Source organism: Achromobacter sp. SX5 (assembly GCF_056711425.1).
The window spans coordinates 4,950,204-4,976,930 of sequence record NZ_CM160041.1 but is presented as its reverse complement, the minus strand read 5'-3'; the positions used below and the strand labels follow the sequence as shown (position 1 = coordinate 4,976,930).

Here is a 26,727-nt window from a genome sequence, read left to right as displayed (position 1 = left end):
AATCAAAAGCCGGCGGCGAGCCCATCGCGCCTGCCGTCGCTGGCGCCGACATAGCCATCGACGGCCGGATCGCCCAGCCGCCAGATGAATTGGCCCGACCCGAAATCCTGCCCCGGGTCTTGCGCGGCCAGCAACGCGTGGCCCCGCGCCAGCAGGCCCTGCGCCACGGACGGCGCCAGGCCCGATTCCACGTCCAGCGTCTGGCCGTGGCGCCATCTCCAGCGCGGCGCGTCGCAGGCGGCCTGCGGCTGCTGGCCGTAGTCCAGCATGCGCACCAGCGCCTGCACCTGCCCCTGGGACTGCATGTCGCCGCCCACGACGCCGAAGCTCATCACGGGCGCGCCGTCGCGCATCAGGAAAGCCGGCAGGGCGGCGTGCGCCGGCCGCTTGCCGCCGGCCACCGCGTCCGGATGGCCGGCATCGGCGCTGAACCCGTGGCCGCCGTTTTGCAGGCTGACGCCGGTGCCGGGCACCACCACGCCCGAGCCGAATCCCATGTGGCTCGACTGGGCCAGGCTCACCATCATGCCGTTGCGGTCGACCGCGCTCAGGCAGATCGCGTCCGCACGCGGCGCGTTGCCGCCCGCGCCGCGCCGGGCATGGGCCGGATCGATCAGCCGCGCGCGCTCGGCCAGGTGCCCGGCCTGGAGCAGGTCTTCGGGCGTCATGCCCGGGCGACGCGCGGCGGCGTCGGCCTGGGCCAGCTTCATGGCCTCGATCAGCAGGTGCTGCGTGTCGGGATGGTCGACGGGGCGGGCGGCCACGTCGAAATGCTGCAGCATGCCCAGCGCGAGCAGGGCGGCGATGCCCTGGCCGCCGGGGGCCAGCTGATGCAGCGTATGGCCGCGGTACGTCTGGCCGACGGGGCAGGTCCATTGGGGCGCGTAGTCGCGCAGGTCGGCCAGGGTCAGCACGGCGTCATGCGCCTGGGCATGCGCGACCAGCTTGTGCGCCGTTTCCCCTTCGTAGAAATCGCGTCCGCCGCTGGCGGCGATGCGCTTGAGCGTGGCCGCGGCCCCCTGCAGCACGAAGTGCTCTCCGACCTGAGGCGGGCGGCCGCGGGGCAGGAAGTGCTCGGCGTATCCCGGCTGCGGCTGCAGTTCGTCGGCCTGGGCCGCCCATTTCCGCTGGACGGCCGCGGAGACGGCGTAGCCGCGTTCGGCGTATTCGATGGCCGGTTCGAGCACGTCGGCGAAGGACATGCGGCCCAGCTTCTCGTGCAGGGCGGCCCAGCCCGCCACGCAGCCCGGCACCGTGACGCTGTCCCAGCCGCGCGCGGGAATCCGCCCCTGGTGCTTGCGCCGGAAATAATCCAGGTTCCAGGCCGCGGGCGCCGCGCCCGATGCATTCAGCCCGTGCAGCCTGGAGCCGTCCCAGACGATCGCGCAGCAATCCGAGCCCAATCCGTTGGCGGCCGGCTCGGTCAGGGCCTGCGTGGCCGCCGCCGCGATGGCGGCGTCGACCGCGTTGCCGCCGCGGGCCAGGATACGCAGGCCGGCCTGAGCCGCCAGCGGCTGCGAGGCCGCGACCATATTGCTGGCGTACACCGGCCGGCGCGTGCCGGGGTAGGGGTTGTTCCAGTCGAAATTCATCTCGAATGCCGCATGGGGTAAACCCGTAGCTTAACGTAGGAGATCGGCGCGGCGGAACAATTTGTATTGCGCAGTATCGATTGGTCGCGTCCTGGGACTGTCGGAAAGGCAAAAAAAATCCCCGGCCGGGGCCGGGGATCTTGGCTGGCGTGCGCCGCGGGGCGGCGCGCCGGGATCAGTCTTCTTCGACGAAGGTCTCTTCGCGCTTCTTGCGGATGGCCGGCAGGGCCACCAGCACCACCAGGAACACGGCCACAGCCAGCAGCGAGGCCGACAGCGGACGCGTCACGAAGGTGCTGAAGTCGCCGCGCGACAGCAGCAGGGCGCGACGGAAGTTCTCTTCCATCATGGGGCCCAGCACCAGGCCCAGCAGCAGCGGGGCGCCTTCGCACTTCAGCTTGGACCACACGTAGCCGATGATGCCGAAGATGGCGGTGGTGAAGATGTCGAAGGTGTTGTAGTTCAACGAGTACACACCGATCGTGCAGAACACCAGAATCGCCGGGAACAGGATGCGGTAGGGCACCTTGAGCAGCTTGACCCACAGGCCGATCAGCGGCAGGTTCAGCACCACCAGCATCAGGTTGCCGATCCACATCGAGGCGATCAGGCCCCAGAACAGCTCCGGGTGGCTCGTCATGACTTGCGGGCCGGGCTGGATGTTGTGGATGGTCATCGCGCCGACCATCAGCGCCATCACGGCGTTGCCCGGGATACCCAGGGTCAGCAGCGGGATGAACGAGGTCTGGGCGGCGGCGTTGTTGGCCGATTCCGGACCGGCCAGGCCGGCCGGGTGACCCTTGCCGAAGCGCTCCGGATTCTTGGAGATCTTCTTTTCCAGCGTGTAGGAAGCGAACGACGACAGCACCGCGCCACCGCCCGGCAGGATACCCAGCGCCGAACCCAGGGCCGTGCCGCGCACGACGGCGGGAGCGGCTTCCTTGAATTCCTGCAGGTTCGGGTACAGCGTGCCGATCTTGTCGGTGATGTCGACGCGGTTTTCCTTCTGCTCGAGGTTGGTCATGATTTCGGCGAAGCCGAACACGCCCATGGCCACGATGGCGAAGTCGATGCCGTCCTGCAGTTCGGGAATGCCGAAGTCGTAGCGGGCCACGCCCGAGTTCACGTCGGTGCCCACCATGCCCAGCAGCAGGCCCAGCAGGATCATGCAGATGGCCTTGGGCAGCGAACCCGAAGCCAGCACCACGGCGCCGACCAGGCCCAGGCACATCAGCGAGAAGTACTCGGCGGGGCCGAACTTGAACGCGACTTCAGCCAGCGGGGGCGCGAACGCGGCCAGCAGCAGGGTGGCCACGCAGCCGGCGAAGAACGAACCCAGGGCGGCGATCGCCAGGGCCGCGCCTGCGCGGCCGTTGCGCGCCATCTGGTGCCCGTCCAGCACGGTCACCACCGCGGATGTCTCCCCTGGCAGCGCCACCAGAATGGCCGTCGTGGAGCCGCCGTACTGGGCGCCGTAGTAAATGCCCGCAAGCATGATGAGACCGGCGATCGGCGGCAGCACGTACGTGATCGGCAGCAGCATCGCGATGGTCGGGACCGGGCCGATGCCCGGCAGCACGCCGATCAGCGTGCCCAGAATGCAGCCCAGCAGGGCGTAGGCGAGGTTTTCGGGCGTGAACGCCACGCCGAAACCCAGCATCAGGTGATCCAACAGTTCCATGGCCGATTACTCCTTAATTCATGCCCAGGAAGGACGGCCACAGCGGGAAAATCAGCCCCAGCCCCTTGACGAACGCCAGATACGAGAAGATCACCAGGAAGATGCCGTTGGCGACGGCGACCTTCAGGTTGAACTCGTGGCTGGCCAGGCTGCTGACCACAACCAGGATGAATACCGAAATGTAGATGCCCAGCAGTTTGAGGATGAAGCCGTAGAGCACGACCGATCCGACCACCAGGAAGACGATGCGCCAGTCGAACTTGTCGACGTGCGTTTCATGGGCTTTCTTGGACAGCGAGCCGAGCAGCACGATGGCGCCCAACAATGCCAGAACAATACCTAGCCAGAAAGGAAAATACCCTGGGCCCATCCGTGCGGCAGTACCCATTTGGTAGCTGCTGGCCTGCCAGGCGAATCCCAGTCCGAGGACGATGAACATCACCCCCGACCAGAAGTCCTGTCGATTGCGTAGCTGCATGATTGCTTGGCTCCTGTTTACAGCATGTAGAGAAAAAAAGTTTGTGGCCCGACGGCTTCGCGAAAGGCGGGTGACAGGCACAAAAAAGGCACTTCAGGGTGCCATTTATTCTTTTGAAAGCGACGGCGTGGTTTCTTGGAAGGGCGAATGGTAATGGACGCCTGCCACGCTGCAAACCCTGTAAGTTCGGTGAAAGCCTGGGGTTTTCCCTAAAATTCGGGTACTCCCGAACCTCAGTTGTAACGAGCGGGGAGGTTTGAGGGCTTTTTGAAAGCTAAGTGAAAGTTTATAGAAAGAAATGCGAAAGCCGGATCGGCCAGATGAGGGATTCTTTCCGTGCGCCGGATTCGAGGGTTTCTTTTTCCGGCTGGAATCGGGTAAGGTCGCATCCCGAAATTTCAGACGTAATTCCTACTGAATATTGCCGGGTTTCTCACCTTGCGTGAAGAGGCCCCGTCCAACCCAGGATGGTTTACGATAGCGCCCATGCTGCAAGATCTAGACCAACTCGCTGCCCGCATCGGGCAACTGGTGCAACGCACCCGCCAACTCCACGCAGAGCGTGACGCGTTGCGCGCCCGTCTTAACGAATCCGAAGCTGAGCAGCGCGTGCTGAAGCAGCGCGCCGCCGAGCGCGAGGCCGAGATCGTCACGCTGCAAAGCAAGCTTCAGGAACACGACGGCGCCGTCACCGCCATGCTCGAGCAGGCCCAGCAGGCCGAGGCCGCGCTGCGCGAACAACTGGCCCGCGAGACCGCCGAGCGCCAATCGCTCGAATCGCGTTTCTCCGCCAGGGAAACCGAACTGCAGGGCAGCCTGCAGAACCGCGACACCGAACTACAGCGCTTGCGCGTGGCCGCCGCGACGGCCCGCGAGCGCATCGACGCCGTGCTGGCCCGTCTGCCGGGCGCGCCGTCTGGAGAGCAACACTGATGGAACGCGTAGATGTAACGATACTGGGGCGCGACTATTCCCTGGCGTGCTCGGCCGAAGAAAAGCCGACGCTGGTCGCCGCCGTGCGCCACGTCGACCAGCTCATGCTGCGCATTCAAGGCACTGGCAAGGTCTCCAGCAACGAGCGCATCGCCGTGATGGCCGCGCTGCAGATCGCGGGCGAACTGCTTGCGATGAAAGCGCCCGATGGTCCCCTGGGCGGTTTGGCGGTCGGCGACTTCAAGCGTAGAATCGAGGACATGAATGCAGTGCTCGATGACGCCTTGTCGGGTCAGGAAAAGCTGCTCTAGCATTCGCCAGCTGCAGCCATCAACGCTGCAGTCCAGATTTTTCAGTTTGTCCCTGCCGTGTTCGTGACTAGGCCATACATTCTCTGAACCTATGTCTTATGGCATATTGGTTGCGGGAGTGCAGAGCTGGAGTGATCGTCTCTCGCAGACGAACCCGATGCTCTACGGAACGCGACCACCTTGAACCTCAGGGTTCGAGATGCCGGCCTTGACGGCACAGGCGGGGCATCTATCCCAGCGGGCCTGCCATCGGCGCAGGTCCGCGCCGGGCGCCTCACCCCTCCCCATCGTCCTCTCTCCTAGGACTCGTCCATGTTCAAACACCCTGTTTTTTCGCTGACCAAATTGGGTGCGGCGTGCGCAGCCGTGGCCGCGCTCGCCGCCGTGCAACCGGCTCATGCGCAGGCCCAGGCGCCCGCCGCCACGGAAGCGTCCGCCAGCCGTGCGCCCGAACTGTCCTTGCAGGCCACCGCGTCTTCCGAGGTCAAGCAGGACACCGTGCGCATCACCCTGTCGGCCGAAGTCGACGCGCCGGACCAGCCAGCCGCCGGCAAGAAGCTGAGCGCCGCGCTGGACGACGTGGTCAAGCGCGCGCGCGACGTCAAGGGCGTGGAAGTGCGCACCGGCAGCTACAACGTCTGGCCCAACACCAATAACAAGGGCAAGATCGCATCGTGGCGCGGCCACGGCGAAGTCGTGCTCGAATCCAAGGATTTCGCGGCCGCCGCCGCGCTGGCTTCCAAGCTGTCCGACAAGACCGCCATCTCCAATATCGGCTTCCTGCTGTCGCGCGAGGCGCGCGAAGCCGAAGAGCGCAAGCTGCTCAAGGAGGCCGCGCAGGCCTTCAAGGAGCGCGCGCTGGCGGCGTCCAATGCTTTCGGATTTTCCGGCTACCGCCTCAGCAAGCTCGAGCTGGGCGGCTCCGGCGGGCCGATGCCCATGCCCCGCATGATGGGGGCGGCCATGGCCAAGGATGCTTCGGCCGGCTACAGCCCGGACGTCCCGCTGGAAGCGGGAGACGTCACGGTCAGCATCGCCGTCAACGGGACGATCGTTTTGCAGTAAGGCTGAACATGATGGCGCCCAGGGCGACCATCGGCACGGACAGCCACTGTCCCATGCTCAGCCCGCCCGCGAGCAGGCCCAGGAAATTATCCGGCTCGCGGGTGAACTCCACCAGGAAGCGGAACGTTCCGTAGCCCATCAGGAACAGCGCGCTCACCTGGCCCAGCGGCCGCGGCTTGCTCGAAAACCACCACAGCAGCACGAACAGCACGATGCCTTCCAGGCCCAGCTCATAGAGCTGCGAAGGATGGCGCGCCAGGCCGTCGCCGCTGCCCGGAAACACCATGGCCCAGGGTACGTCGGTGGGCCGGCCCCACAGTTCGCCGTTGATGAAATTGCCCAGGCGGCCGAACCCCAGCCCCAGCGGAATCAGCGGCGCGATGAAGTCGCTGATCGCGAAAAACGGCAGCTTCTTCTTGCGCGCGAAGAGCAGCATCACCAGGATCACGCCGATCAGGCCGCCGTGAAACGACATGCCGCCCTGCCACAGGTACAGCACTTCGAGCGGGTTGGACAGGTAGTAAGAGGGCTTGTAGAACAGCACATAGCCCAGCCGTCCGCCCAGCACCACGCCCAGCACGCTATAGAAAATCAGGTCTTCCAGATCGCGCACGTTCAGCGTGGTGGTGTGGCCGCTGGTGATGCGCCGGCGGCCCAGCAGGTACACCAATGCGAAGCCCAGCAGGTACATCAGCCCGTACCAGTGGATGGCCAGCGGCCCGATCTGCAGGGCCACGGGGTCGAATTTCGGATATTGCAGCATGTTCTGCCCGACACAATGAAGTTGAATGATAATAACCGGCGAGCCCTGAAGATTCGCGAGCCAGCGAGCCAGCTCCCCCGGGGCGCGGCCACCTGCTCCGCGCCCGGCGGCCGACAGGAGACACAGACCATGCCGCATAACGAACGTTCCCGCCACATCACCGAAGGCGTCGCGCGCGCGCCCAATCGCGCCATGTACTACGCGCTCGGTTATCAGCAATCGGATTTCGCCAATCCCATGATCGGCGTGGCCAACGGCCATTCCACCATCACGCCGTGCAATAGCGGCCTGCAGCGCCTGGCCGACGCCGCCATCGACGCCATCCGGGCCTCCAGCGCCAATCCCCAGGTGTTCGGCACGCCCACCATCTCCGACGGCATGTCCATGGGCACCGAGGGCATGAAGTACTCGCTGGTTTCGCGCGAAGTCATCGCCGACTGCATCGAGACCGCGGCGCAGGGGCAGTGGATGGACGGCGTGGTCGTGATCGGCGGCTGCGACAAGAACATGCCGGGCGGCATGATCGCGTTGGCGCGCACCAACGTGCCCGGCATCTACGTCTATGGCGGCACCATCAAGCCGGGCCATTACAAGGGCAACGACCTCACCATCGTGTCCGTCTTCGAGGCCGTGGGCGAATACACCATGGGCCGCATGCCCGAAGCCGACTTCAAGCAGATCGAGAAATGCGCCATCCCCGGCTCCGGCTCCTGTGGCGGCATGTACACCGCCAACACCATGAGCTCGGCCTTCGAAGCCATGGGCATGAGCCTGCCGTACTCCAGCACCATGGCCAACGAGGACGAGGAAAAAGTCGCCTCGGCCGCGGAATCGGCGCGCGTGCTGGTCGAGGCCGTCAGGCGCGGGCTGCGTCCGCGCGACATCATCACGCGCGAGTCCATCGAGAACGCCGTATCCGTCATCATGGCCACCGGCGGCTCCACCAATGCCGTGCTGCACTTCCTCGCGATCGCCCACGCCGCCGAAGTGCCGTGGACCATCGACGACTTCGAGCGCATCCGCAAGCGCGTCCCGGTGCTGTGCGATCTCAAGCCTTCGGGCAAGTACGTCGCGACCGACCTGCATCGCGCCGGCGGCATCCCGCAGGTCATGAAGCTGCTGCTCAACGCCGGCCTGCTGCATGGCGATTGCATCACCATCACCGGCAAGACCGTGGCCGAGACCCTGGCCGACGTGCCCGACGCGCCGCGCGCCGACCAGGACGTCATCATGCCGCTGGACCGCGCGCTCTATCCGCAGGGGCACCTGGCCATCCTCAAGGGCAACCTGTCGCCCGAAGGCTGCGTGGCCAAGATCACCGGCCTCAAGAACCCGGCCATCACCGGGCCGGCGCGCGTCTTCGATTCCGAGGACGAGGCCATGGCGGCCATCATGGCGCGCCAGATCCGCGACGGCGACATCGTGGTCATCCGCTACGAAGGTCCCAAGGGCGGCCCGGGCATGCGCGAAATGCTGGCGCCCACCTCGGCGCTGGTCGGCCAGGGCCTGGGCGAAACCGTGGGCCTCATCACCGACGGGCGCTTTTCCGGCGGCACCTGGGGCATGGTCGTGGGCCACGTCGCGCCCGAGGCCTTCGTCGGCGGTCCGATCGCGCTGATCCGCGAGGGCGATTCGGTTACCATCGATGCCCACAAGCTGCTGCTGCAGCTCAATATCAGCGACGAAGAAATGGCGGCTCGTCGCCAGGCCTGGGTCCAGCCCAAGCCGCGTTATACACGCGGTGTGCTTGCCAAGTTCGGCAAGCTCGCCAGCACCGCGAGCCGTGGGGCCGTAACCGATGCATTTGAAGAGTAATCTGTTGTTGGCCGTCGCCTGCGCGTTGGGCGCGGGCGCGGCGCAGGCCCAGACCACCGGTCTGGACCTGGCCAAGAGCAAGGCCTGCATGGCCTGTCACCAGGTCGAGGCCAAGCGGGTCGGCCCGCCCCTGAAGAGCGTGGCCGAACGTTATGCGGGGCAGGGCGACGCCATGGTGGACTACCTGGCGGGCAAGATCCGCGGCGGCGGCCGCGGCGCCTGGGGCGCCGTGCCCATGCCCGCCCAGACCCAGGTCAGCCAGGAAGACGCCCGCCTGCTGGCGCAATGGATACTGTCGCTGGCGCCGGCCAAGCCGTAAGTCTCTAGAAAAAGGAATCGTCATGGCAGAACAACCCTCTCCCGGCAACGAGGTCGCCGTCCTCGGCGGCGGCTGCTTCTGGTGCGTCGAAGCGGTGTTCACCGACCTGCGCGGCGTCAAGAGCGTGCTGCCCGGCTACAGCGGCGGCCACGTGGATCATCCCAGCTACGAGCAGGTATGCGGCAAGAACACCGGCCACATCGAGGTCGCGCGCATCGAGTTCGATCCGGCCGAGCTGTCCTACAGCGACCTGCTGCGCGTGTTCTTCGCGACCCACGATCCGACCACCCCGGGCCGCCAGGGCAACGACGTCGGCCCGCAATACGAATCCGCCATCTTCTGGCAGGACGAGGCCCAACGAGAGCAGGCCGAGGCCGTCATCGCCGAGGTCGAAGCGCAGAAGGTCTACGACGCGCCCATCGTCACGCGCCTGCTGGCGCCGGCCACTTTCTGGCCGGCCGAAGACTACCATCGCGACTATTTCGCCCTGCATCCCGAACAAGGCTATTGCCAGTTCGTGATCGCGCCCAAGGTCGCCAAGTTCCGCAAGCAGTTCCAGGACCGGCTGAAAAAATAAGTCGGCCACGCAAAAAAAACCTCACCGCGATGGTGAGGTCTGAAGGCCGGCGAGGGCGCTTGCGCGCCACGCCGAGCCGGGGAAGGACGGTATTGGCGGCGTCGGCGTTCAGTCCACCGACTTGACCACGCCGCGGCGCATCTGGTCGAGCTCGATCGATTCGAACAAGGCCTTGAAGTTGCCTTCGCCGAAACCGTCGTTGCCCTTGCGCTGGATGATCTCGAAGAAGATCGGGCCGATCTGGTTCTCGGTGAAGATCTGCAGCAGCAGGCCGCCGCCGGGGGCGCCGTCGAGCAGGATGCGGTTCTTCTGCAGGCGCGCCACGTCCTCGCCATGGTTGGGCAGGCGGCGGTCGAGCAGCTCGTAATAGGTATCCGGCGTGTCCAGGAACACCACGCCATTGGCGCGCAGCGCCTCGATGGTGCCGTAGATGTCTTCCGTGGCCATGGCGATGTGCTGGATGCCTTCGCCGCGGTACAGGTCCAGGTACTCCTGGATCTGGCCCTTCTCGTCGGTGCCTTCCTCGTTGATCGGAATGCGGATATTGCCGCAGGGCGAGGTCATGGCCTTGGACTTCACGCCCGTCACCTTGCCCTCGATGTCGAAATAACGCACTTCGCGGAAATTGAAGAGGCGCTCGTAGAACTCCGCCCACTCGGCCATGCGGCCCTTGTGCACGTTGTGCGTCAGGTGATCCACCAGCGTCAGGCCGGCGCCGCGATGGTTCAGGTCCGCCTGCGCGTTGGCCGGGTCCACCGGCACGAAGTCCACGTCATAGATGCTGATGTCGCCGATGCCGCCGTGGCCTTCCTTGCCGTTCCAGCGGTCCACCAGGTAGATCAGCGAATCGCCGATGCCCTTGATGGCGGGAATGTTCAGTTCCATCGGGCCGCTGTGCGAATCGAAGCCCCAGGCGCCCAGCTCCAGCGCCCGCTTGTAGGCCGCGTTGGCGTCCTGCACGCGAAAGCCGATTGCACAGATCGAGGGGCCGTGCAGGCGGGCGAAACGCTGGGCGAACGAATCCGGCTCGGCATTGATCAGGAAGTTCACGCCGCCCTGGCGGTACAGCGTCACGTCCTTGTGGCGGTGGCGGGCGATGGCCTTGAAGCCCAGCAGCTCGAACACCTTGCGCAGCGCGACGGGGTCCGGCGCCGCGTATTCAATGAATTCGAACCCGGCGGTGCCCATCGGGTTGTCCCAGGGTTGGAAAGCGCTGCTCATAAGTCTGCTCCCTTGCATCGTTTTAAGGATGACCTGTTGATTCAAGTCTAGAGGGAGATTGTAGGAAGGAACGGCAGGCAGACAATTGCAAATATGGCTCAAAAGCCAGTACTCTGAGCAATAATATTGCCGTGATTTGAAAGTTGGGGGCTAAAAATGTCTGGCATCGAGCTCGATAGGACAGATCTAAGGATTTTGGCGGAATTGCAGCGCGACGGACGCCTGAGCAACCAGGAACTGGCCGACCGCGTTTCGCTATCGCCCAGCCCTTGCCTGCGCCGGGTCCGCAGGCTCGAGGAGCAGGGCTTCATCAAGAAATACGTGGCGCTGATCGACGCCGAAAAAGTCGGCCTGGGCTTGCTGGCCTACGTGAACATCCGCCTGAACAAGCACAGCGGCTCCAGCCACGCGCCCATGAGCGACTTCGCGCGCGACGTGCAGCTGTGGCCGGAAGTCGTCGAGTGCTACGCCATGTCCGGGGACATGGACTATCTGTTGCGCATCCAGGTGGCGGACCTGGCGCACTTCTCGCGCTTCGCCATGGATACCCTCATGCGCCATCCGGCGGTGGTGGACATGCGTTCCTTCTTCGCGCTCCAGCAGATCAAGGAAACGACGGAGCTGCGCATCTAGCGCCCGGGCTTTGCTTTTCGTCCCCCTCTATATAGAGGGGAAGGGCTGGCGGACCGAGTGCGTCCCCCAAAAAATTCATTTTTCTGAAAAAAGAGTGTCATGCTGGCGACACACGTTTAAATTCTGTGCTATAGTCTCGCTCCTTCGCAGTTCAAACAGTTTTTCGGGCAGCGAAGCAAGCAGTAAAGCCGGTCCGGCAGGGCGATAGCCCCAAAGGACCGCCGCGAGACGATCAGGTAAGCGTTTAGCGGTTTTGCAAGATAGGATGCAAATTAGGCAGAAGCCAGTTGCAAAATCTGCAAAAGCTGTGTTATAGTTTCAGGCTTGGCAGTTGCCGAAAACTTAGGGTTAACCCTGATGTTTCGATAGCTGGTAAGTAATACAGCAGTACCGCTCTTTAACAATTGAACAACCGATAAGTGTGGGCGCTTGATGCGAGTGCGCAGTGGTCAGGTTTTAAACCTGGTCACAAGCACAAGAAATCAAGTGCTCACTAGAAGTGAAGTACCTTAGATGAAAACGTCAATGTCAAGTCTAAGAATAACCTCACTTCCTTTGAGCAGCGACGTATGACTCGGTTCTTCGGAACCAAGGAAATACGAAACAAAACACAGAGATTGAACTGAAGAGTTTGATCCTGGCTCAGATTGAACGCTAGCGGGATGCCTTACACATGCAAGTCGAACGGCAGCACGGACTTCGGTCTGGTGGCGAGTGGCGAACGGGTGAGTAATGTATCGGAACGTGCCCAGTAGCGGGGGATAACTACGCGAAAGCGTAGCTAATACCGCATACGCCCTACGGGGGAAAGCAGGGGATCTTCGGACCTTGCACTATTGGAGCGGCCGATATCGGATTAGCTAGTTGGTGGGGTAACGGCCTACCAAGGCGACGATCCGTAGCTGGTTTGAGAGGACGACCAGCCACACTGGGACTGAGACACGGCCCAGACTCCTACGGGAGGCAGCAGTGGGGAATTTTGGACAATGGGGGAAACCCTGATCCAGCCATCCCGCGTGTGCGATGAAGGCCTTCGGGTTGTAAAGCACTTTTGGCAGGAAAGAAACGTCGCGGGCTAATACCTCGCGAAACTGACGGTACCTGCAGAATAAGCACCGGCTAACTACGTGCCAGCAGCCGCGGTAATACGTAGGGTGCAAGCGTTAATCGGAATTACTGGGCGTAAAGCGTGCGCAGGCGGTTCGGAAAGAAAGATGTGAAATCCCAGAGCTTAACTTTGGAACTGCATTTTTAACTACCGGGCTAGAGTGTGTCAGAGGGAGGTGGAATTCCGCGTGTAGCAGTGAAATGCGTAGATATGCGGAGGAACACCGATGGCGAAGGCAGCCTCCTGGGATAACACTGACGCTCATGCACGAAAGCGTGGGGAGCAAACAGGATTAGATACCCTGGTAGTCCACGCCCTAAACGATGTCAACTAGCTGTTGGGGCCTTCGGGCCTTGGTAGCGCAGCTAACGCGTGAAGTTGACCGCCTGGGGAGTACGGTCGCAAGATTAAAACTCAAAGGAATTGACGGGGACCCGCACAAGCGGTGGATGATGTGGATTAATTCGATGCAACGCGAAAAACCTTACCTACCCTTGACATGTCTGGAATGCCGAAGAGATTTGGCAGTGCTCGCAAGAGAACCGGAACACAGGTGCTGCATGGCTGTCGTCAGCTCGTGTCGTGAGATGTTGGGTTAAGTCCCGCAACGAGCGCAACCCTTGTCATTAGTTGCTACGAAAGGGCACTCTAATGAGACTGCCGGTGACAAACCGGAGGAAGGTGGGGATGACGTCAAGTCCTCATGGCCCTTATGGGTAGGGCTTCACACGTCATACAATGGTCGGGACAGAGGGTCGCCAACCCGCGAGGGGGAGCTAATCCCAGAAACCCGATCGTAGTCCGGATCGCAGTCTGCAACTCGACTGCGTGAAGTCGGAATCGCTAGTAATCGCGGATCAGCATGTCGCGGTGAATACGTTCCCGGGTCTTGTACACACCGCCCGTCACACCATGGGAGTGGGTTTTACCAGAAGTAGTTAGCCTAACCGTAAGGAGGGCGATTACCACGGTAGGATTCATGACTGGGGTGAAGTCGTAACAAGGTAGCCGTATCGGAAGGTGCGGCTGGATCACCTCCTTTCAGAGCTTAGCGCTCGTGTTAAGCGTCCACTCTTATCGGTTGTTTGATGTAGCTGGGATCGGGTTTTTCCGGTCCAGCGTAGAAGCTAACTGATAGCGCTGCTTGCAGCCTTATCAGTTGGGTTTTACCCAACAGCTATATTTTGTTCTTTAACAATCTGGAAGAAGCACAACGAAATGTGCTCATCGAGTAATCAGCGTTTGCTGATGAAGATGGGTACGGGTTGTGATTGCATTAATTTTGTTCCAAGTTCTCAAGACTGGGGTGAATAACCTCAGACTGCTTTGAAACTTATGAACGGCACAAACGCGAATACTCAGGTCCTATAGCCTACAGCGTTATAGGATCAAGCGACTAAGTGCATATGGTGGATGCCTTGGCGATCACAGGCGATGAAGGACGTAGTAGCCTGCGAAAAGCTGCGGGGAGCTGGCAAACAAGCTTTGATCCGCAGATGTCCGAATGGGGAAACCCACTGCGCAAGCAGTATCCCTGGCTGAATACATAGGCCAGTGGAGGCGAACCGGGTGAACTGAAACATCTCAGTAGCTCGAGGAAAAGAAATCAACCGAGATTCCGAAAGTAGTGGCGAGCGAAATCGGAAAAGCCTTTACGTTTTAGCATTCAGGATAGTCGAACGGGATGGAAAGCCCGGCCGTAGCAGGTGATAGCCCTGTAGACGAAATTCTGAGTGTGGAACTAAGCGTAAGAAAAGTAGGGCGGGACACGTGAAATCCTGTTTGAAGATGGGGGGACCATCCTCCAAGGCTAAATACTCGTGATCGACCGATAGTGAACCAGTACCGTGAGGGAAAGGCGAAAAGAACCCCGGAAGGGGAGTGAAATAGATCCTGAAACCGTATGCATACAAACAGTAGGAGCCTCCTTGTGGGGTGACTGCGTACCTTTTGTATAATGGGTCAGCGACTTACATTCAGTGGCGAGGTTAACCGAATAGGGAAGCCGTAGCGAAAGCGAGTCCGAACAGGGCGATTCAGTCGCTGGGTGTAGACCCGAAACCAGATGATCTATCCATGGCCAGGTTGAAGGCACGGTAACACGTGCTGGAGGACCGAACCCACTAATGTTGAAAAATTAGGGGATGAGCTGTGGATAGGGGTGAAAGGCTAAACAAATCTGGAAATAGCTGGTTCTCTCCGAAAACTATTTAGGTAGTGCCTCAAGTATTACTGCGGGGGGTAGAGCACTGTTATAGCTAGGGGGTCATGGCGACTTACCAAACTATGGCAAACTCCGAATACCCGCAAGTACAGCTTGGGAGACAGAGCACCGGGTGCTAACGTCCGGACTCAAGAGGGAAACAACCCAGACCGCCAGCTAAGGTCCCAAATTATCGCTAAGTGGGAAACGAAGTGGGAAGGCATAGACAGTCAGGAGGTTGGCTTAGAAGCAGCCATCCTTTAAAGAAAGCGTAATAGCTCACTGATCGAGTCGTCCTGCGCGGAAGATGTAACGGGGCTAAGCGATAAACCGAAGCTGCGGGTGTGCACTTTTAGTGCACGCGGTAGGAGAGCGTTCTGTAAGCCTGCGAAGGTGGCTTGTAAAGGCTGCTGGAGGTATCAGAAGTGCGAATGCTGACATGAGTAGCGATAAAGAGGGTGAAAAGCCCTCTCGCCGTAAGTCCAAGGTTTCCTGCGCAACGTTCATCGGCGCAGGGTGAGTCGGCCCCTAAGGCGAGGCAGAGATGCGTAGCTGATGGGAAGCTGGTTAATATTCCAGCACCGTCGTACAGTGCGATGGGGGGACGGATCGCGGAAGATCATCAGGGTGTTGGATGTCCCTGTTGACGCATCGAAGATGGCGCTTAGGCAAATCCGGGCGCGTAAATCAAGGGTGTGGCACGAGCGAGCATTGCTTGCGAAGTGATTGGAAGTGGTTCCAAGAAAAGCCTCTAAGCTTCAGCTGTACGAGACCGTACCGCAAACCGACACAGGTGGACGGGATGAATATTCCAAGGCGCTTGAGAGAACTCAGGAGAAGGAACTCGGCAAATTGATACCGTAACTTCGGGAGAAGGTATACCCCGGTAGTGTGAAGCGCCTGCGCGCTTAGCATGATGGGGTCGCAGAGAATCGGTGGCTGCGACTGTTTATTAAAAACACAGCACTCTGCAAAGACGAAAGTCGACGTATAGGGTGTGACGCCTGCCCGGTGCCGGAAGGTTAAGTGATGGGGTGCAAGCTCTTGATCGAAGCCCCGGTAAACGGCGGCCGTAACTATAACGGTCCTAAGGTAGCGAAATTCCTTGTCGGGTAAGTTCCGACCTGCACGAATGGCGTAACGATGGCCACACTGTCTCCTCCTGAGACTCAGCGAAGTTGAAGTGTTTGTGATGATGCAATCTACCCGCGGCTAGACGGAAAGACCCCATGAACCTTTACTGTAGCTTTGCATTGATCTGTGAACCGGCCTGTGTAGGATAGGTGGGAGGCTTTGAAGCGTAGTCGCCAGATTACGTGGAGCCATCCTTGAAATACCACCCTGGTTTGTTTGCGGTTCTAACCTTGGTCCGTTATCCGGATCGGGGACAGTGCATGGTGGGCAGTTTGACTGGGGCGGTCTCCTCCCAAAGTGTAACGGAGGAGTTCGAAGGTACGCTAGGTACGGTCGGAAATCGTGCTGATAGTGCAATGGCATAAGCGTGCTTGACTGTGAGACTGACAAGTCGAACAGGTGCGAAAGCAGGACATAGTGATCCGGTGGTTCTGAATGGAAGGGCCATCGCTCAACGGATAAAAGGTACTCTGGGGATAACAGGCTGATACCGCCCAAGAGTTCATATCGACGGCGGTGTTTGGCACCTCGATGTCGGCTCATCTCATCCTGGGGCTGTAGCCGGTCCCAAGGGTATGGCTGTTCGCCATTTAAAGAGGTACGTGAGCTGGGTTTAAAACGTCGTGAGACAGTTTGGTCCCTATCTGCCGTGGGCGTTGGATACTTGACGGAGCCTGCTCCTAGTACGAGAGGACCGGAGTGGACGTACCTCTGGTGTACCGGTTGTCATGCCAATGGCATTGCCGGGTAGCTAAGTACGGAAGAGATAACCGCTGAAGGCATCTAAGCGGGAAACTCGTCTGAAGATTAGGTATCCCGGGGACTTGATCCCCCTGAAGGGTCGTTCGAGACCAGGACGTTGATAGGTCGGGTGTGGAAGCGCAGTAATGCGTTAAGCTAACCGATACTAATTGCCCGTGAGGCTTGATCCTATAACACTGATGGTTATGACCTGGTTATAGCGTTCCAAGTGTCGTTCAATACAAAATCTGGCTGCACCGTCGGCAGCCAGCCAACATCACATCCCATCGTGCGCGATCATCGAGCTCGACTCTGATCGCCACGCGTTGTGTTTCTTCCCAGATTGGAGCTGTTGCGCTTAGCCGCAGCTGCTCAACCAGTTACGCCTGACGACCATAGCGAGTTGGTCCCACTCCTTCCCATCCCGAACAGGACAGTGAAACGACTTTGCGCCGATGATAGTGGACGGACGTCTGTGAAAGTAGGTCATCGTCAGGCTTTTATTGCGCAAAACCCCACAGGTGAGCCTGTGGGGTTTTGTCTTCTAGTGTGAGACTATGCTCGTTGCGGGATAGTATGCAAATTAGGCAGAAGCCGATTGCATGAACTGCAAAAAACGTGTTATAGTTTCTGACTTGGCTGTTATCGAAAAATCAGGGTTTTCCCTGGTGTTTCGATAGCTGCTAAAGAGGAAAGAGGCTGAAGAGGCCGCGGCAGGAAAGCAAAGCGATAAGCGACGCTGACTTGACAAGCGATAAAAACTTCTTCATAATCTCGTTTCTCTGCTGACACAGCGACCGGCGCGAAAGCGAAGTTGCTGCGAGGCAGGCAGTAAAGAATTTAGCAGTACCGCTCTTTAACAATTGAACAACCGATAAGTGTGGGCGCTTGATGCGAGTGCAGTGGTTGGGTTTAGGCCTGGCTACAAGCACAAGAAATCAAGTGCTCACTGAAGTGAAGTACCTTAGATGTCAAGTCTAAGCACATACCTCACTTCCTTTGAGCAGCGACGTATGACTCGGTTCTTCGGAACCAAGGAAATACGAAACAAAACACAGAGATTGAACTGAAGAGTTTGATCCTGGCTCAGATTGAACGCTAGCGGGATGCCTTACACATGCAAGTCGAACGGCAGCACGGACTTCGGTCTGGTGGCGAGTGGCGAACGGGTGAGTAATGTATCGGAACGTGCCCAGTAGCGGGGGATAACTACGCGAAAGCGTAGCTAATACCGCATACGCCCTACGGGGGAAAGCAGGGGATCTTCGGACCTTGCACTATTGGAGCGGCCGATATCGGATTAGCTAGTTGGTGGGGTAACGGCCTACCAAGGCGACGATCCGTAGCTGGTTTGAGAGGACGACCAGCCACACTGGGACTGAGACACGGCCCAGACTCCTACGGGAGGCAGCAGTGGGGAATTTTGGACAATGGGGGAAACCCTGATCCAGCCATCCCGCGTGTGCGATGAAGGCCTTCGGGTTGTAAAGCACTTTTGGCAGGAAAGAAACGTCGCGGGCTAATACCTCGCGAAACTGACGGTACCTGCAGAATAAGCACCGGCTAACTACGTGCCAGCAGCCGCGGTAATACGTAGGGTGCAAGCGTTAATCGGAATTACTGGGCGTAAAGCGTGCGCAGGCGGTTCGGAAAGAAAGATGTGAAATCCCAGAGCTTAACTTTGGAACTGCATTTTTAACTACCGGGCTAGAGTGTGTCAGAGGGAGGTGGAATTCCGCGTGTAGCAGTGAAATGCGTAGATATGCGGAGGAACACCGATGGCGAAGGCAGCCTCCTGGGATAACACTGACGCTCATGCACGAAAGCGTGGGGAGCAAACAGGATTAGATACCCTGGTAGTCCACGCCCTAAACGATGTCAACTAGCTGTTGGGGCCTTCGGGCCTTGGTAGCGCAGCTAACGCGTGAAGTTGACCGCCTGGGGAGTACGGTCGCAAGATTAAAACTCAAAGGAATTGACGGGGACCCGCACAAGCGGTGGATGATGTGGATTAATTCGATGCAACGCGAAAAACCTTACCTACCCTTGACATGTCTGGAATGCCGAAGAGATTTGGCAGTGCTCGCAAGAGAACCGGAACACAGGTGCTGCATGGCTGTCGTCAGCTCGTGTCGTGAGATGTTGGGTTAAGTCCCGCAACGAGCGCAACCCTTGTCATTAGTTGCTACGAAAGGGCACTCTAATGAGACTGCCGGTGACAAACCGGAGGAAGGTGGGGATGACGTCAAGTCCTCATGGCCCTTATGGGTAGGGCTTCACACGTCATACAATGGTCGGGACAGAGGGTCGCCAACCCGCGAGGGGGAGCTAATCCCAGAAACCCGATCGTAGTCCGGATCGCAGTCTGCAACTCGACTGCGTGAAGTCGGAATCGCTAGTAATCGCGGATCAGCATGTCGCGGTGAATACGTTCCCGGGTCTTGTACACACCGCCCGTCACACCATGGGAGTGGGTTTTACCAGAAGTAGTTAGCCTAACCGTAAGGAGGGCGATTACCACGGTAGGATTCATGACTGGGGTGAAGTCGTAACAAGGTAGCCGTATCGGAAGGTGCGGCTGGATCACCTCCTTTCAGAGCTTAGCGCTCGTGTTAAGCGTCCACTCTTATCGGTTGTTTGATATATAGCTGGGATCGGTTGTAGGCTTGGGTCGAGGGAATCTTCCCTGGGTCTTCAGCCACCTGACTGCTGATCCGAAAAGGTTTTGGGTCTGTAGCTCAGTCGGTTAGAGCACCGTCTTGATAAGGCGGGGGTCGTTGGTTCGAATCCAACCAGACCCACCAAGTATTCTGCCAGGCAGGATATGGGGGTGTAGCTCAGCTGGGAGAGCGCCTGCTTTGCAAGCAGGATGTCATCGGTTCGATCCCGTTCACCTCCACCACCGGTTCTTATGATCCTGGGTGCAGCGTAGAGGCCAACTCATAGTGTCGTGCTCCACGATGTTATGAGTTGGGTTTTACCCAACAGCTATATTCGTTCTTTAACAATCTGGAAGAAGCACAACGAAATGTGCTCATCAAGTAATCAGCGTTGCTGATGAAGATGGGTACGGGTTGTGATTGCATTAATTTTGTTCCAAGTTCTCAAGACTGGGGTGCAAACCTCAGACTGCTTTGAAACTTATGAACGGCACAAACGCGAATACTCAGGTCCTATAGCCTACAGCGTTATAGGATCAAGCGACTAAGTGCATATGGTGGATGCCTTGGCGATCACAGGCGATGAAGGACGTAGTAGCCTGCGAAAAGCTGCGGGGAGCTGGCAAACAAGCTTTGATCCGCAGATGTCCGAATGGGGAAACCCACTGCGCAAGCAGTATCCCTGGCTGAATACATAGGCCAGTGGAAGCGAACCGGGTGAACTGAAACATCTCAGTAGCTCGAGGAAAAGAAATCAACCGAGATTCCGAAAGTAGTGGCGAGCGAAATCGGAAAAGCCTTTACGTTTTAGCATTCAGGATAGTCGAACGGGATGGAAAGCCCGGCCATAGCAGGTGATAGCCCTGTAGACGAAATTCTGAGTGTGGAACTAAGCGTAAGAAAAGTAGGGCGGGACACGTGAAATCCTGTTTGAAGATGGGGGGACCATCCTCCAAGGCTAAATACTCGTGATCGACCGATAGTGAACCAGTACCGTGAGGGAAAGGCGAAAAGAACCCCGGAAGGGGAGTGAAATAGATCCTGAAACCGTATGCATACAAACAGTAGGAGCCTCCTTGTGGGGTGACTGCGTACCTTTTGTATAATGGGTCAGCGACTTACATTCAGTGGCGAGGTTAACCGAATAGGGAAGCCGTAGCGAAAGCGAGTCCGAACAGGGCGATTCAGTCGCTGGGTGTAGACCCGAAACCAGATGATCTATCCATGGCCAGGTTGAAGGCACGGTAACACGTGCTGGAGGACCGAACCCACTAATGTTGAAAAATTAGGGGATGAGCTGTGGATAGGGGTGAAAGGCTAAACAAATCTGGAAATAGCTGGTTCTCTCCGAAAACTATTTAGGTAGTGCCTCAAGTATTACTGCGGGGGGTAGAGCACTGTTATAGCTAGGGGGTCATGGCGACTTACCAAACTATGGCAAACTCCGAATACCCGCAAGTACAGCTTGGGAGACAGAGCACCGGGTGCTAACGTCCGGACTCAAGAGGGAAACAACCCAGACCGCCAGCTAAGGTCCCAAATTATCGCTAAGTGGGAAACGAAGTGGGAAGGCATAGACAGTCAGGAGGTTGGCTTAGAAGCAGCCATCCTTTAAAGAAAGCGTAATAGCTCACTGATCGAGTCGTCCTGCGCGGAAGATGTAACGGGGCTAAGCGATAAACCGAAGCTGCGGGTGTGCACTTTTAGTGCACGCGGTAGGAGAGCGTTCTGTAAGCCTGCGAAGGTGGCTTGTAAAGGCTGCTGGAGGTATCAGAAGTGCGAATGCTGACATGAGTAGCGATAAAGAGGGTGAAAAGCCCTCTCGCCGTAAGTCCAAGGTTTCCTGCGCAACGTTCATCGGCGCAGGGTGAGTCGGCCCCTAAGGCGAGGCAGAGATGCGTAGCTGATGGGAAGCTGGTTAATATTCCAGCACCGTCGTACAGTGCGATGGGGGGACGGATCGCGGAAGATCATCAGGGTGTTGGATGTCCCTGTTGACGCATCGAAGATGGCGCTTAGGCAAATCCGGGCGCGTAAATCAAGGGTGTGGCACGAGCGAGCATTGCTTGCGAAGTGATTGGAAGTGGTTCCAAGAAAAGCCTCTAAGCTTCAGCTGTACGAGACCGTACCGCAAACCGACACAGGTGGACGGGATGAATATTCCAAGGCGCTTGAGAGAACTCAGGAGAAGGAACTCGGCAAATTGATACCGTAACTTCGGGAGAAGGTATACCCCGGTAGTGTGAAGCGCCTGCGCGCTTAGCATGATGGGGTCGCAGAGAATCGGTGGCTGCGACTGTTTATTAAAAACACAGCACTCTGCAAAGACGAAAGTCGACGTATAGGGTGTGACGCCTGCCCGGTGCCGGAAGGTTAAGTGATGGGGTGCAAGCTCTTGATCGAAGCCCCGGTAAACGGCGGCCGTAACTATAACGGTCCTAAGGTAGCGAAATTCCTTGTCGGGTAAGTTCCGACCTGCACGAATGGCGTAACGATGGCCACACTGTCTCCTCCTGAGACTCAGCGAAGTTGAAGTGTTTGTGATGATGCAATCTACCCGCGGCTAGACGGAAAGACCCCATGAACCTTTACTGTAGCTTTGCATTGATCTGTGAACCGGCCTGTGTAGGATAGGTGGGAGGCTTTGAAGCGTAGTCGCCAGATTACGTGGAGCCATCCTTGAAATACCACCCTGGTTTGTTTGCGGTTCTAACCTTGGTCCGTTATCCGGATCGGGGACAGTGCATGGTGGGCAGTTTGACTGGGGCGGTCTCCTCCCAAAGTGTAACGGAGGAGTTCGAAGGTACGCTAGGTACGGTCGGAAATCGTGCTGATAGTGCAATGGCATAAGCGTGCTTGACTGTGAGACTGACAAGTCGAACAGGTGCGAAAGCAGGACATAGTGATCCGGTGGTTCTGAATGGAAGGGCCATCGCTCAACGGATAAAAGGTACTCTGGGGATAACAGGCTGATACCGCCCAAGAGTTCATATCGACGGCGGTGTTTGGCACCTCGATGTCGGCTCATCTCATCCTGGGGCTGTAGCCGGTCCCAAGGGTATGGCTGTTCGCCATTTAAAGAGGTACGTGAGCTGGGTTTAAAACGTCGTGAGACAGTTTGGTCCCTATCTGCCGTGGGCGTTGGATACTTGACGGAGCCTGCTCCTAGTACGAGAGGACCGGAGTGGACGTACCTCTGGTGTACCGGTTGTCATGCCAATGGCATTGCCGGGTAGCTAAGTACGGAAGAGATAACCGCTGAAGGCATCTAAGCGGGAAACTCGTCTGAAGATTAGGTATCCCGGGGACTTGATCCCCCTGAAGGGTCGTTCGAGACCAGGACGTTGATAGGTCGGGTGTGGAAGCGCAGTAATGCGTTAAGCTAACCGATACTAATTGCCCGTGAGGCTTGATCCTATAACACTGATGGTTATGACCTGGTTATAGCGTTCCAAGTGTCGTTCAATACAAAATCTGGCTGCACCGTCGGCAGCCAGCCAACATCACATCCCATCGTGCGCGATCATCGAGCTCGACTCTGATCGCCACGCGTTGTGTTTCTTCCCAGATTGGAGCTGTTGCGCTTAGCCGCAGCTGCTCAACCAGTTACGCCTGACGACCATAGCGAGTTGGTCCCACTCCTTCCCATCCCGAACAGGACAGTGAAACGACTTTGCGCCGATGATAGTGGACGGACGTCTGTGAAAGTAGGTCATCGTCAGGCTTTTATTCCTCAAAACCCCACAGGTAAATCCTGTGGGGTTTTGTTTTTTATGAGAGCCCTCCGCGGGCGCTTGTCGAGCAAGTCTCCAGGCGCGCGCCGGCAGGGCCGGCTCCAGAATCGGAGCGTTTGCCAGCATGGGCAGGCGTTCGAACAGCTATGCCTGACAACCATAGCGAGGTGGTCCCACTCCTTCCCATCCCGAACAGGACAGTGAAACGCCTTTGCGCCGATGATAGTGGACGGACGTCCGTGAAAGTAGGTCATTGTCAGGCGCCAATCCCGAAACCCCACAGCTCGCGCTGTGGGGTTTTTCTTTGTCTTGCGCAAACCTGCGATCAGGCTGCAAGCCGCGCCAGCATTGAATGTGCCGAAATAACAACGGCCGTGGGCGGGTCGACTTTGTGCGGTAAGATTGACCGAGTCAATTCGTTGGAGCGTTATCGTGAGTGATCCCCAGACCCCCGTGCCCGGTACGACTTTAGATCTGCGCACGCTGACCCACGTGGCCTACGGCCTGTACGCGCTGGGCTTTCTGACGAGTGGATTTCTGGGCATCGCCACGCTGGCCGCCGTCGTGCTGATGTACGTCAAGCGCTCCGACGCCGCGGGCACCGTGTACGCCTCCCACTTCGACTGGCTGCTGCGCACCTTCTGGTGGGCCTTGCTGTGGCTTGCCATCAGCGCGATCGCCACGCTTATTTTCATCGGCTGGATCGGCCTGGCCGCCACCGTGGTGTGGGTGCTGTATCGTCTCATCAAGGGCTGGCTGGCGCTGCTGGAAGGCTCTGCGCCCACCACGTACGCCTGATTCGCGCAGACCCACGCAAAGGCCGGCATATGCCGGCCTTTTCCATTGGACGGCCGCAAGCAGCGCTCAGGCGCGAAGGCTTGGAAAGGAAGTGTGGAGGTAGGGGAGTCGCTGCGCTGCCGGCATGGCTGCCGCAGGCGGAGGAAGGCGCCAGGCGTGGGTCGGGAGGCTCGCCCGGCACTGGAGCCAGGGCGTCGAGGCGAGCTGGAGGCAGGGACGTACGGGGTACGCCCTTTGCCTGCTTACTTCAGATGTGCGTTGACCAGTTTGGTCAGTTCGAACATCGTGACCTGATCCTTGCCGAAGATCGGGCGCAGCTTGGCATCGGCGTTGATGTTGCGCTTGTTGCTGGCATCTTGCAGGTTGTGCTTCTTGATGTATTCCCAGATCTTCTTGGTGACCTCGGTACGCGGCACGGCTTCCGAGCCGATGACAGCAGCCAATTCGGCGCTGGGGGTCAGGGGCTTCATGAATGCAGCGTTCGGCTTGCGCGCGGTCGCGGGTTTGGAGGTTGTGGCCATAATGCGGCGCTCCTTCTCTGGCTGTTGGAAAAATTGTCCTGCGGCCGGAGCATAACGTGTCTCTACCCTAAAGACAAAGGCATTTATCCTCTGTAGCAACTAAAATGCACAGATTCTTCCTACTCTATCGTCTTTCTGTAACCTCCTATGTACGCACGTTCTCCGTTGGAATCGATTCGGCTGTTTCATGACGAATTGACGGCGCTGCGGCGCGATTTGCACGCGCATCCCGAGCTGGGTTTCGAGGAAGTGCGGACGTCCGGGATTGTCGCGGGCGCGCTGGAGGCGCTGGGGATCGAGGTGCACCGTGGCATCGGCAAGACCGGCGTGGTGGGCGTGATCCGCGGCAAGCGCTGCGACAGCGGGCGCATGATAGGGCTGCGCGCCGACATGGACGCGCTGCCGATGACGGAAGACAACGACTTCGGCCACAAGTCGACCAAGCCCGGCCTGATGCACGGCTGTGGCCACGACGGCCACACGGCCATCCTGATCGGCGCGGCCAAGTATCTGGCGCAGACGCGCAATTTCGACGGCACCGCGGTGCTGATTTTCCAGCCTGCGGAAGAAGGGCGCGGCGGCGCGCGCGCCATGCTGGAAGACGGCCTGTTCGATACCTTTCCGTGCGACGCGATCTACGCGCTGCACAACTGGCCCGGCCTGAAGCCGGGCACGGTGGGCATCAATCCCGGACCGATGATGGCCGCGGCCGACCGCTTCGAGATCCAGATAACCGGACGCGGCGGCCACGGCGCGCATCCGTATCAGACCATCGACCCCGTCACCATCGCGGGACAGATCATCACGGCCTTGCAAACCATCGTGTCGCGCAACGTGAATCCGCTGGATTCGGCGGTGGTGTCCATCGGCTCGCTGCAGGCCGGCCATCCCGGCGCGATGAGCGTGATTCCGCGCGAAGCGAAGATGGTGGGCACCGTGCGCACGTTCCGCAAGTCGGTGCAGGAAATGGTGGAGACGCGCATGCGCGAGCTGGTCTCGGCCATCGCCGGCGCGTTCGGCGGCACGGCCGAAGTGATCTACGAACGGATCTATCCCGCCACCTTGAACACGCCGCAGCACGCGAACCTGGTGGCCGACATCGCCACCGAAATGATAGGCAAGGAGAACGTGGTGCGCGACCTGGTGCCGTCCATGGGCTCCGAGGATTTCTCTTTCATGTTGCAGAGCAAGCCGGGCGCCTATTTCCGGCTGGGGCAGGGCGGAGCCGATTCCGGCTGCGTGCTGCACAACTCGCATTTCGATTTCAACGACGCCGTCATTCCCCTGGGCAGCGCGATGTTCTGCGCGCTGGCCGAACGGGGCATGCCGCTGGCAGACTAAGAAGCTTTCCATGTCCACGCAAAACACGACCCAGCTCACCATCACCCGGCCGGACGACTGGCACCTGCACCTGCGCGACGGCGCGGCGCTGGAGGCGGTGGTGGCCGACACCGCGCGGCAGTTCGCGCGCGCCATCATCATGCCGAACCTGCGTCCGCCGGTGACCAACACCGAACAGGCGCTGGCCTATCGCGGCCGCATCCTGGAGGCGCTGGCCAAGGCGGGCGGCAATCCCGCCGCGTTCACGCCGCTGATGACGCTCTACCTGACCGACAACACCTCGGCCGAGGAGATCTTCCGCGCGCACGAGTCGGGCCAGGTCTATGCGGTCAAGCTGTACCCCGCCGGCGCCACGACCAACTCGGACGCGGGCGTGACCGATCTGCTGGGCAAATGCACCAAGGCGCTCGAGGCGCTGGAAAAATGCGGCATGCCGCTGCTGGTGCATGGCGAAGTGACGGACCCGTCGATCGACGTGTTCGACCGCGAAGCGGTGTTCGTCGAGCGCGTGATGCTGCCGCTGCGCCGCGCCTTCCCGGCGCTGAAGGTCGTGTTCGAGCACATCACCACCAAAGAGGGCGCGCATTACGTGCGCGACGCCGAAGGGCCGATCGCCGCGACCATCACGCCGCAGCACATGCTGTACAACCGCAACGCGATCTTCCAGGGCGGCGTGCGTCCGCACTGGTACTGCCTGCCGATCCTCAAGCGCGAAACGCATCGCCAGGCGCTGGTCGAGGCCGCCACCAGCGGCAGCCCGCGCTTTTTCCTGGGCACCGACAGCGCGCCGCATGCGCGCGGCCTGAAGGAACATGCCTGCGGCTGCGCCGGCTGCTACACGGCGCTGCACGCGATGGAGCTGTACGCGACCGCGTTCGACGCGGCCGGCAAGCTGGACAAGCTGGAAGGCTTCGCCAGCTTCCACGGCCCGGACTTCTACGGCCTGCCGCGCAACACCGGCACGCTGACGCTGGTGCGCGAAGCCTACACGGTGCCCGAGGACCTGCCTTTCGGCGACACCACGCTGGTGCCGCTGGCCGCGGGCGAGGCGCTGGCCTGGCGCGCCCACGTCTGAGACGGAAAAAGGGCTGCCTCGCGG

Annotated in this window: 16 protein-coding genes, 2 tRNA genes, 7 rRNA genes and 1 other RNA gene; 20 read left to right on the top strand and 6 right to left on the bottom strand. The window is 59.6% G+C overall.

The features are described from left to right. Positions 1-2: 2 nt before the first annotated feature. From AC1M14_RS23235 to AC1M14_RS23225, 3 genes are all read right to left on the bottom strand, one after another. Entirely contained in the window at positions 3-1,592 is a 1,590-nt protein-coding gene (locus AC1M14_RS23235; RefSeq protein ID WP_479730534.1) for a gamma-glutamyltransferase family protein, read from the bottom strand. A gap of 175 nt (positions 1,593-1,767) precedes the next feature. Beyond that, the gene (locus tag AC1M14_RS23230) at positions 1,768-3,273 is read right to left on the bottom strand and encodes a tripartite tricarboxylate transporter permease (protein ID WP_102775869.1); all 1,506 of its coding nucleotides are present in this window, start codon (positions 3,271-3,273) and stop codon (positions 1,768-1,770) included. Between the two features lie 13 nt (positions 3,274-3,286). Further along, complete coding sequence (locus tag AC1M14_RS23225; RefSeq protein WP_102775870.1) at positions 3,287-3,751, bottom strand: tripartite tricarboxylate transporter TctB family protein; 465 nt, start codon at positions 3,749-3,751, stop codon at positions 3,287-3,289. A gap of 486 nt (positions 3,752-4,237) precedes the next feature. Between AC1M14_RS23225 and AC1M14_RS23220 the strand changes: the two genes are divergently transcribed. From AC1M14_RS23220 to AC1M14_RS23205, 4 genes are all read left to right on the top strand, one after another. Beyond that, positions 4,238-4,684 (top strand): hypothetical protein, encoded by a 447-nt coding sequence (locus AC1M14_RS23220; protein WP_168202269.1) that lies wholly within the window; start codon positions 4,238-4,240, stop codon positions 4,682-4,684. After that, positions 4,684-4,995, top strand: a complete 312-nt coding sequence (locus AC1M14_RS23215; RefSeq protein WP_043542394.1) for a cell division protein ZapA — start codon at positions 4,684-4,686, stop codon at positions 4,993-4,995. The genes AC1M14_RS23220 and AC1M14_RS23215 overlap by 1 nt, the downstream gene beginning before the upstream one ends. A gap of 46 nt (positions 4,996-5,041) precedes the next feature. Further along, positions 5,042-5,226: non-coding RNA, 6S RNA (gene ssrS, locus AC1M14_RS23210), on the top strand. Between the two features lie 81 nt (positions 5,227-5,307). Further along, positions 5,308-6,060 (top strand): SIMPL domain-containing protein, encoded by a 753-nt coding sequence (locus AC1M14_RS23205; RefSeq protein ID WP_102775872.1) that lies wholly within the window; start codon positions 5,308-5,310, stop codon positions 6,058-6,060. Here AC1M14_RS23205 and lgt read toward each other — a convergent pair. Continuing rightward, positions 6,035-6,823, bottom strand: coding sequence for a prolipoprotein diacylglyceryl transferase (gene lgt / locus AC1M14_RS23200; RefSeq protein ID WP_102775873.1), 789 nt, complete (start codon positions 6,821-6,823; stop codon positions 6,035-6,037). The genes AC1M14_RS23205 and lgt overlap by 26 nt on opposite strands. Before the next feature lie 129 nt (positions 6,824-6,952). On the opposite strand from lgt, the gene ilvD reads away from it, so the two are divergent. Genes ilvD through msrA form a run of 3 tightly spaced genes read left to right on the top strand, consistent with a single transcriptional unit; the run spans position 6,953 to position 9,534 of the window. Next, positions 6,953-8,638: a dihydroxy-acid dehydratase gene (gene ilvD, locus AC1M14_RS23195; protein WP_479730533.1), complete on the top strand. Its 1,686-nt coding sequence runs from the start codon at positions 6,953-6,955 to the stop codon at positions 8,636-8,638. Next, positions 8,622-8,957: a c-type cytochrome gene (locus AC1M14_RS23190; RefSeq protein WP_102775889.1), complete on the top strand. Its 336-nt coding sequence runs from the start codon at positions 8,622-8,624 to the stop codon at positions 8,955-8,957. The genes ilvD and AC1M14_RS23190 overlap by 17 nt, the downstream gene beginning before the upstream one ends. 22 nt (positions 8,958-8,979) lie before the next feature. Beyond that, complete coding sequence (msrA, locus tag AC1M14_RS23185; protein WP_209167032.1) at positions 8,980-9,534, top strand: peptide-methionine (S)-S-oxide reductase MsrA; 555 nt, start codon at positions 8,980-8,982, stop codon at positions 9,532-9,534. A gap of 108 nt (positions 9,535-9,642) precedes the next feature. On the opposite strand, the gene hppD is transcribed toward msrA, so the two are convergent. Beyond that, positions 9,643-10,755, bottom strand: a complete 1,113-nt coding sequence (gene hppD / locus AC1M14_RS23180) for a 4-hydroxyphenylpyruvate dioxygenase (RefSeq protein WP_102775876.1) — start codon at positions 10,753-10,755, stop codon at positions 9,643-9,645. A 156-nt stretch (positions 10,756-10,911) separates the two neighbouring features. Between hppD and AC1M14_RS23175 the strand changes: the two genes are divergently transcribed. From AC1M14_RS23175 to AC1M14_RS23125, 11 genes are all read left to right on the top strand, one after another. Further along, a complete protein-coding gene (locus tag AC1M14_RS23175) occupies positions 10,912-11,388 on the top strand; it encodes an Lrp/AsnC family transcriptional regulator (protein ID WP_111826704.1) in 477 nt (158 codons plus the stop codon). Positions 11,389-12,007: 619 nt separating this feature from the next. Then, positions 12,008-13,538 (top strand): 16S ribosomal RNA (locus AC1M14_RS23170). Between the two features lie 344 nt (positions 13,539-13,882). Continuing rightward, a 23S ribosomal RNA gene (locus AC1M14_RS23165) occupies positions 13,883-16,765 on the top strand. A gap of 194 nt (positions 16,766-16,959) precedes the next feature. Continuing rightward, positions 16,960-17,072, top strand: a 5S ribosomal RNA gene (gene rrf / locus AC1M14_RS23160). A 565-nt stretch (positions 17,073-17,637) separates the two neighbouring features. After that, positions 17,638-19,168 (top strand): 16S ribosomal RNA (locus tag AC1M14_RS23155). Positions 19,169-19,301: 133 nt separating this feature from the next. Continuing rightward, positions 19,302-19,378, top strand: a tRNA-Ile gene (locus AC1M14_RS23150). Positions 19,379-19,400: 22 nt separating this feature from the next. After that, positions 19,401-19,476: transfer RNA gene (locus AC1M14_RS23145), tRNA-Ala, on the top strand. Between the two features lie 292 nt (positions 19,477-19,768). Next, positions 19,769-22,651: ribosomal RNA gene (locus AC1M14_RS23140) — 23S ribosomal RNA — on the top strand. A gap of 194 nt (positions 22,652-22,845) precedes the next feature. Beyond that, positions 22,846-22,958: ribosomal RNA gene (rrf, locus tag AC1M14_RS23135) — 5S ribosomal RNA — on the top strand. Between the two features lie 159 nt (positions 22,959-23,117). Continuing rightward, a 5S ribosomal RNA gene (gene rrf / locus AC1M14_RS23130) occupies positions 23,118-23,230 on the top strand. Together the 16S, 23S and 5S rRNA genes with 2 tRNA genes alongside form the textbook arrangement of a ribosomal RNA operon. A gap of 170 nt (positions 23,231-23,400) precedes the next feature. Continuing rightward, positions 23,401-23,766: a DUF4870 family protein gene (locus tag AC1M14_RS23125; protein WP_168202223.1), complete on the top strand. Its 366-nt coding sequence runs from the start codon at positions 23,401-23,403 to the stop codon at positions 23,764-23,766. A 242-nt stretch (positions 23,767-24,008) separates the two neighbouring features. Here the strand turns inward: AC1M14_RS23125 and AC1M14_RS23120 are convergent, their stop codons facing one another. Continuing rightward, complete coding sequence (locus AC1M14_RS23120) at positions 24,009-24,287, bottom strand: SWIB/MDM2 domain-containing protein (RefSeq protein WP_006217453.1); 279 nt, start codon at positions 24,285-24,287, stop codon at positions 24,009-24,011. Positions 24,288-24,434: 147 nt separating this feature from the next. Between AC1M14_RS23120 and AC1M14_RS23115 the strand changes: the two genes are divergently transcribed. Both AC1M14_RS23115 and pyrC read left to right on the top strand, forming a co-directional pair. Beyond that, positions 24,435-25,628 (top strand): M20 aminoacylase family protein, encoded by a 1,194-nt coding sequence (locus AC1M14_RS23115; RefSeq protein WP_062685144.1) that lies wholly within the window; start codon positions 24,435-24,437, stop codon positions 25,626-25,628. A 10-nt stretch (positions 25,629-25,638) separates the two neighbouring features. After that, on the top strand, positions 25,639-26,703 hold the full coding sequence (pyrC, locus tag AC1M14_RS23110; protein ID WP_102775392.1) for a dihydroorotase: 1,065 nt from the start codon (positions 25,639-25,641) through the stop codon (positions 26,701-26,703). The last annotated feature ends 24 nt before the right edge of the window (positions 26,704-26,727 follow it).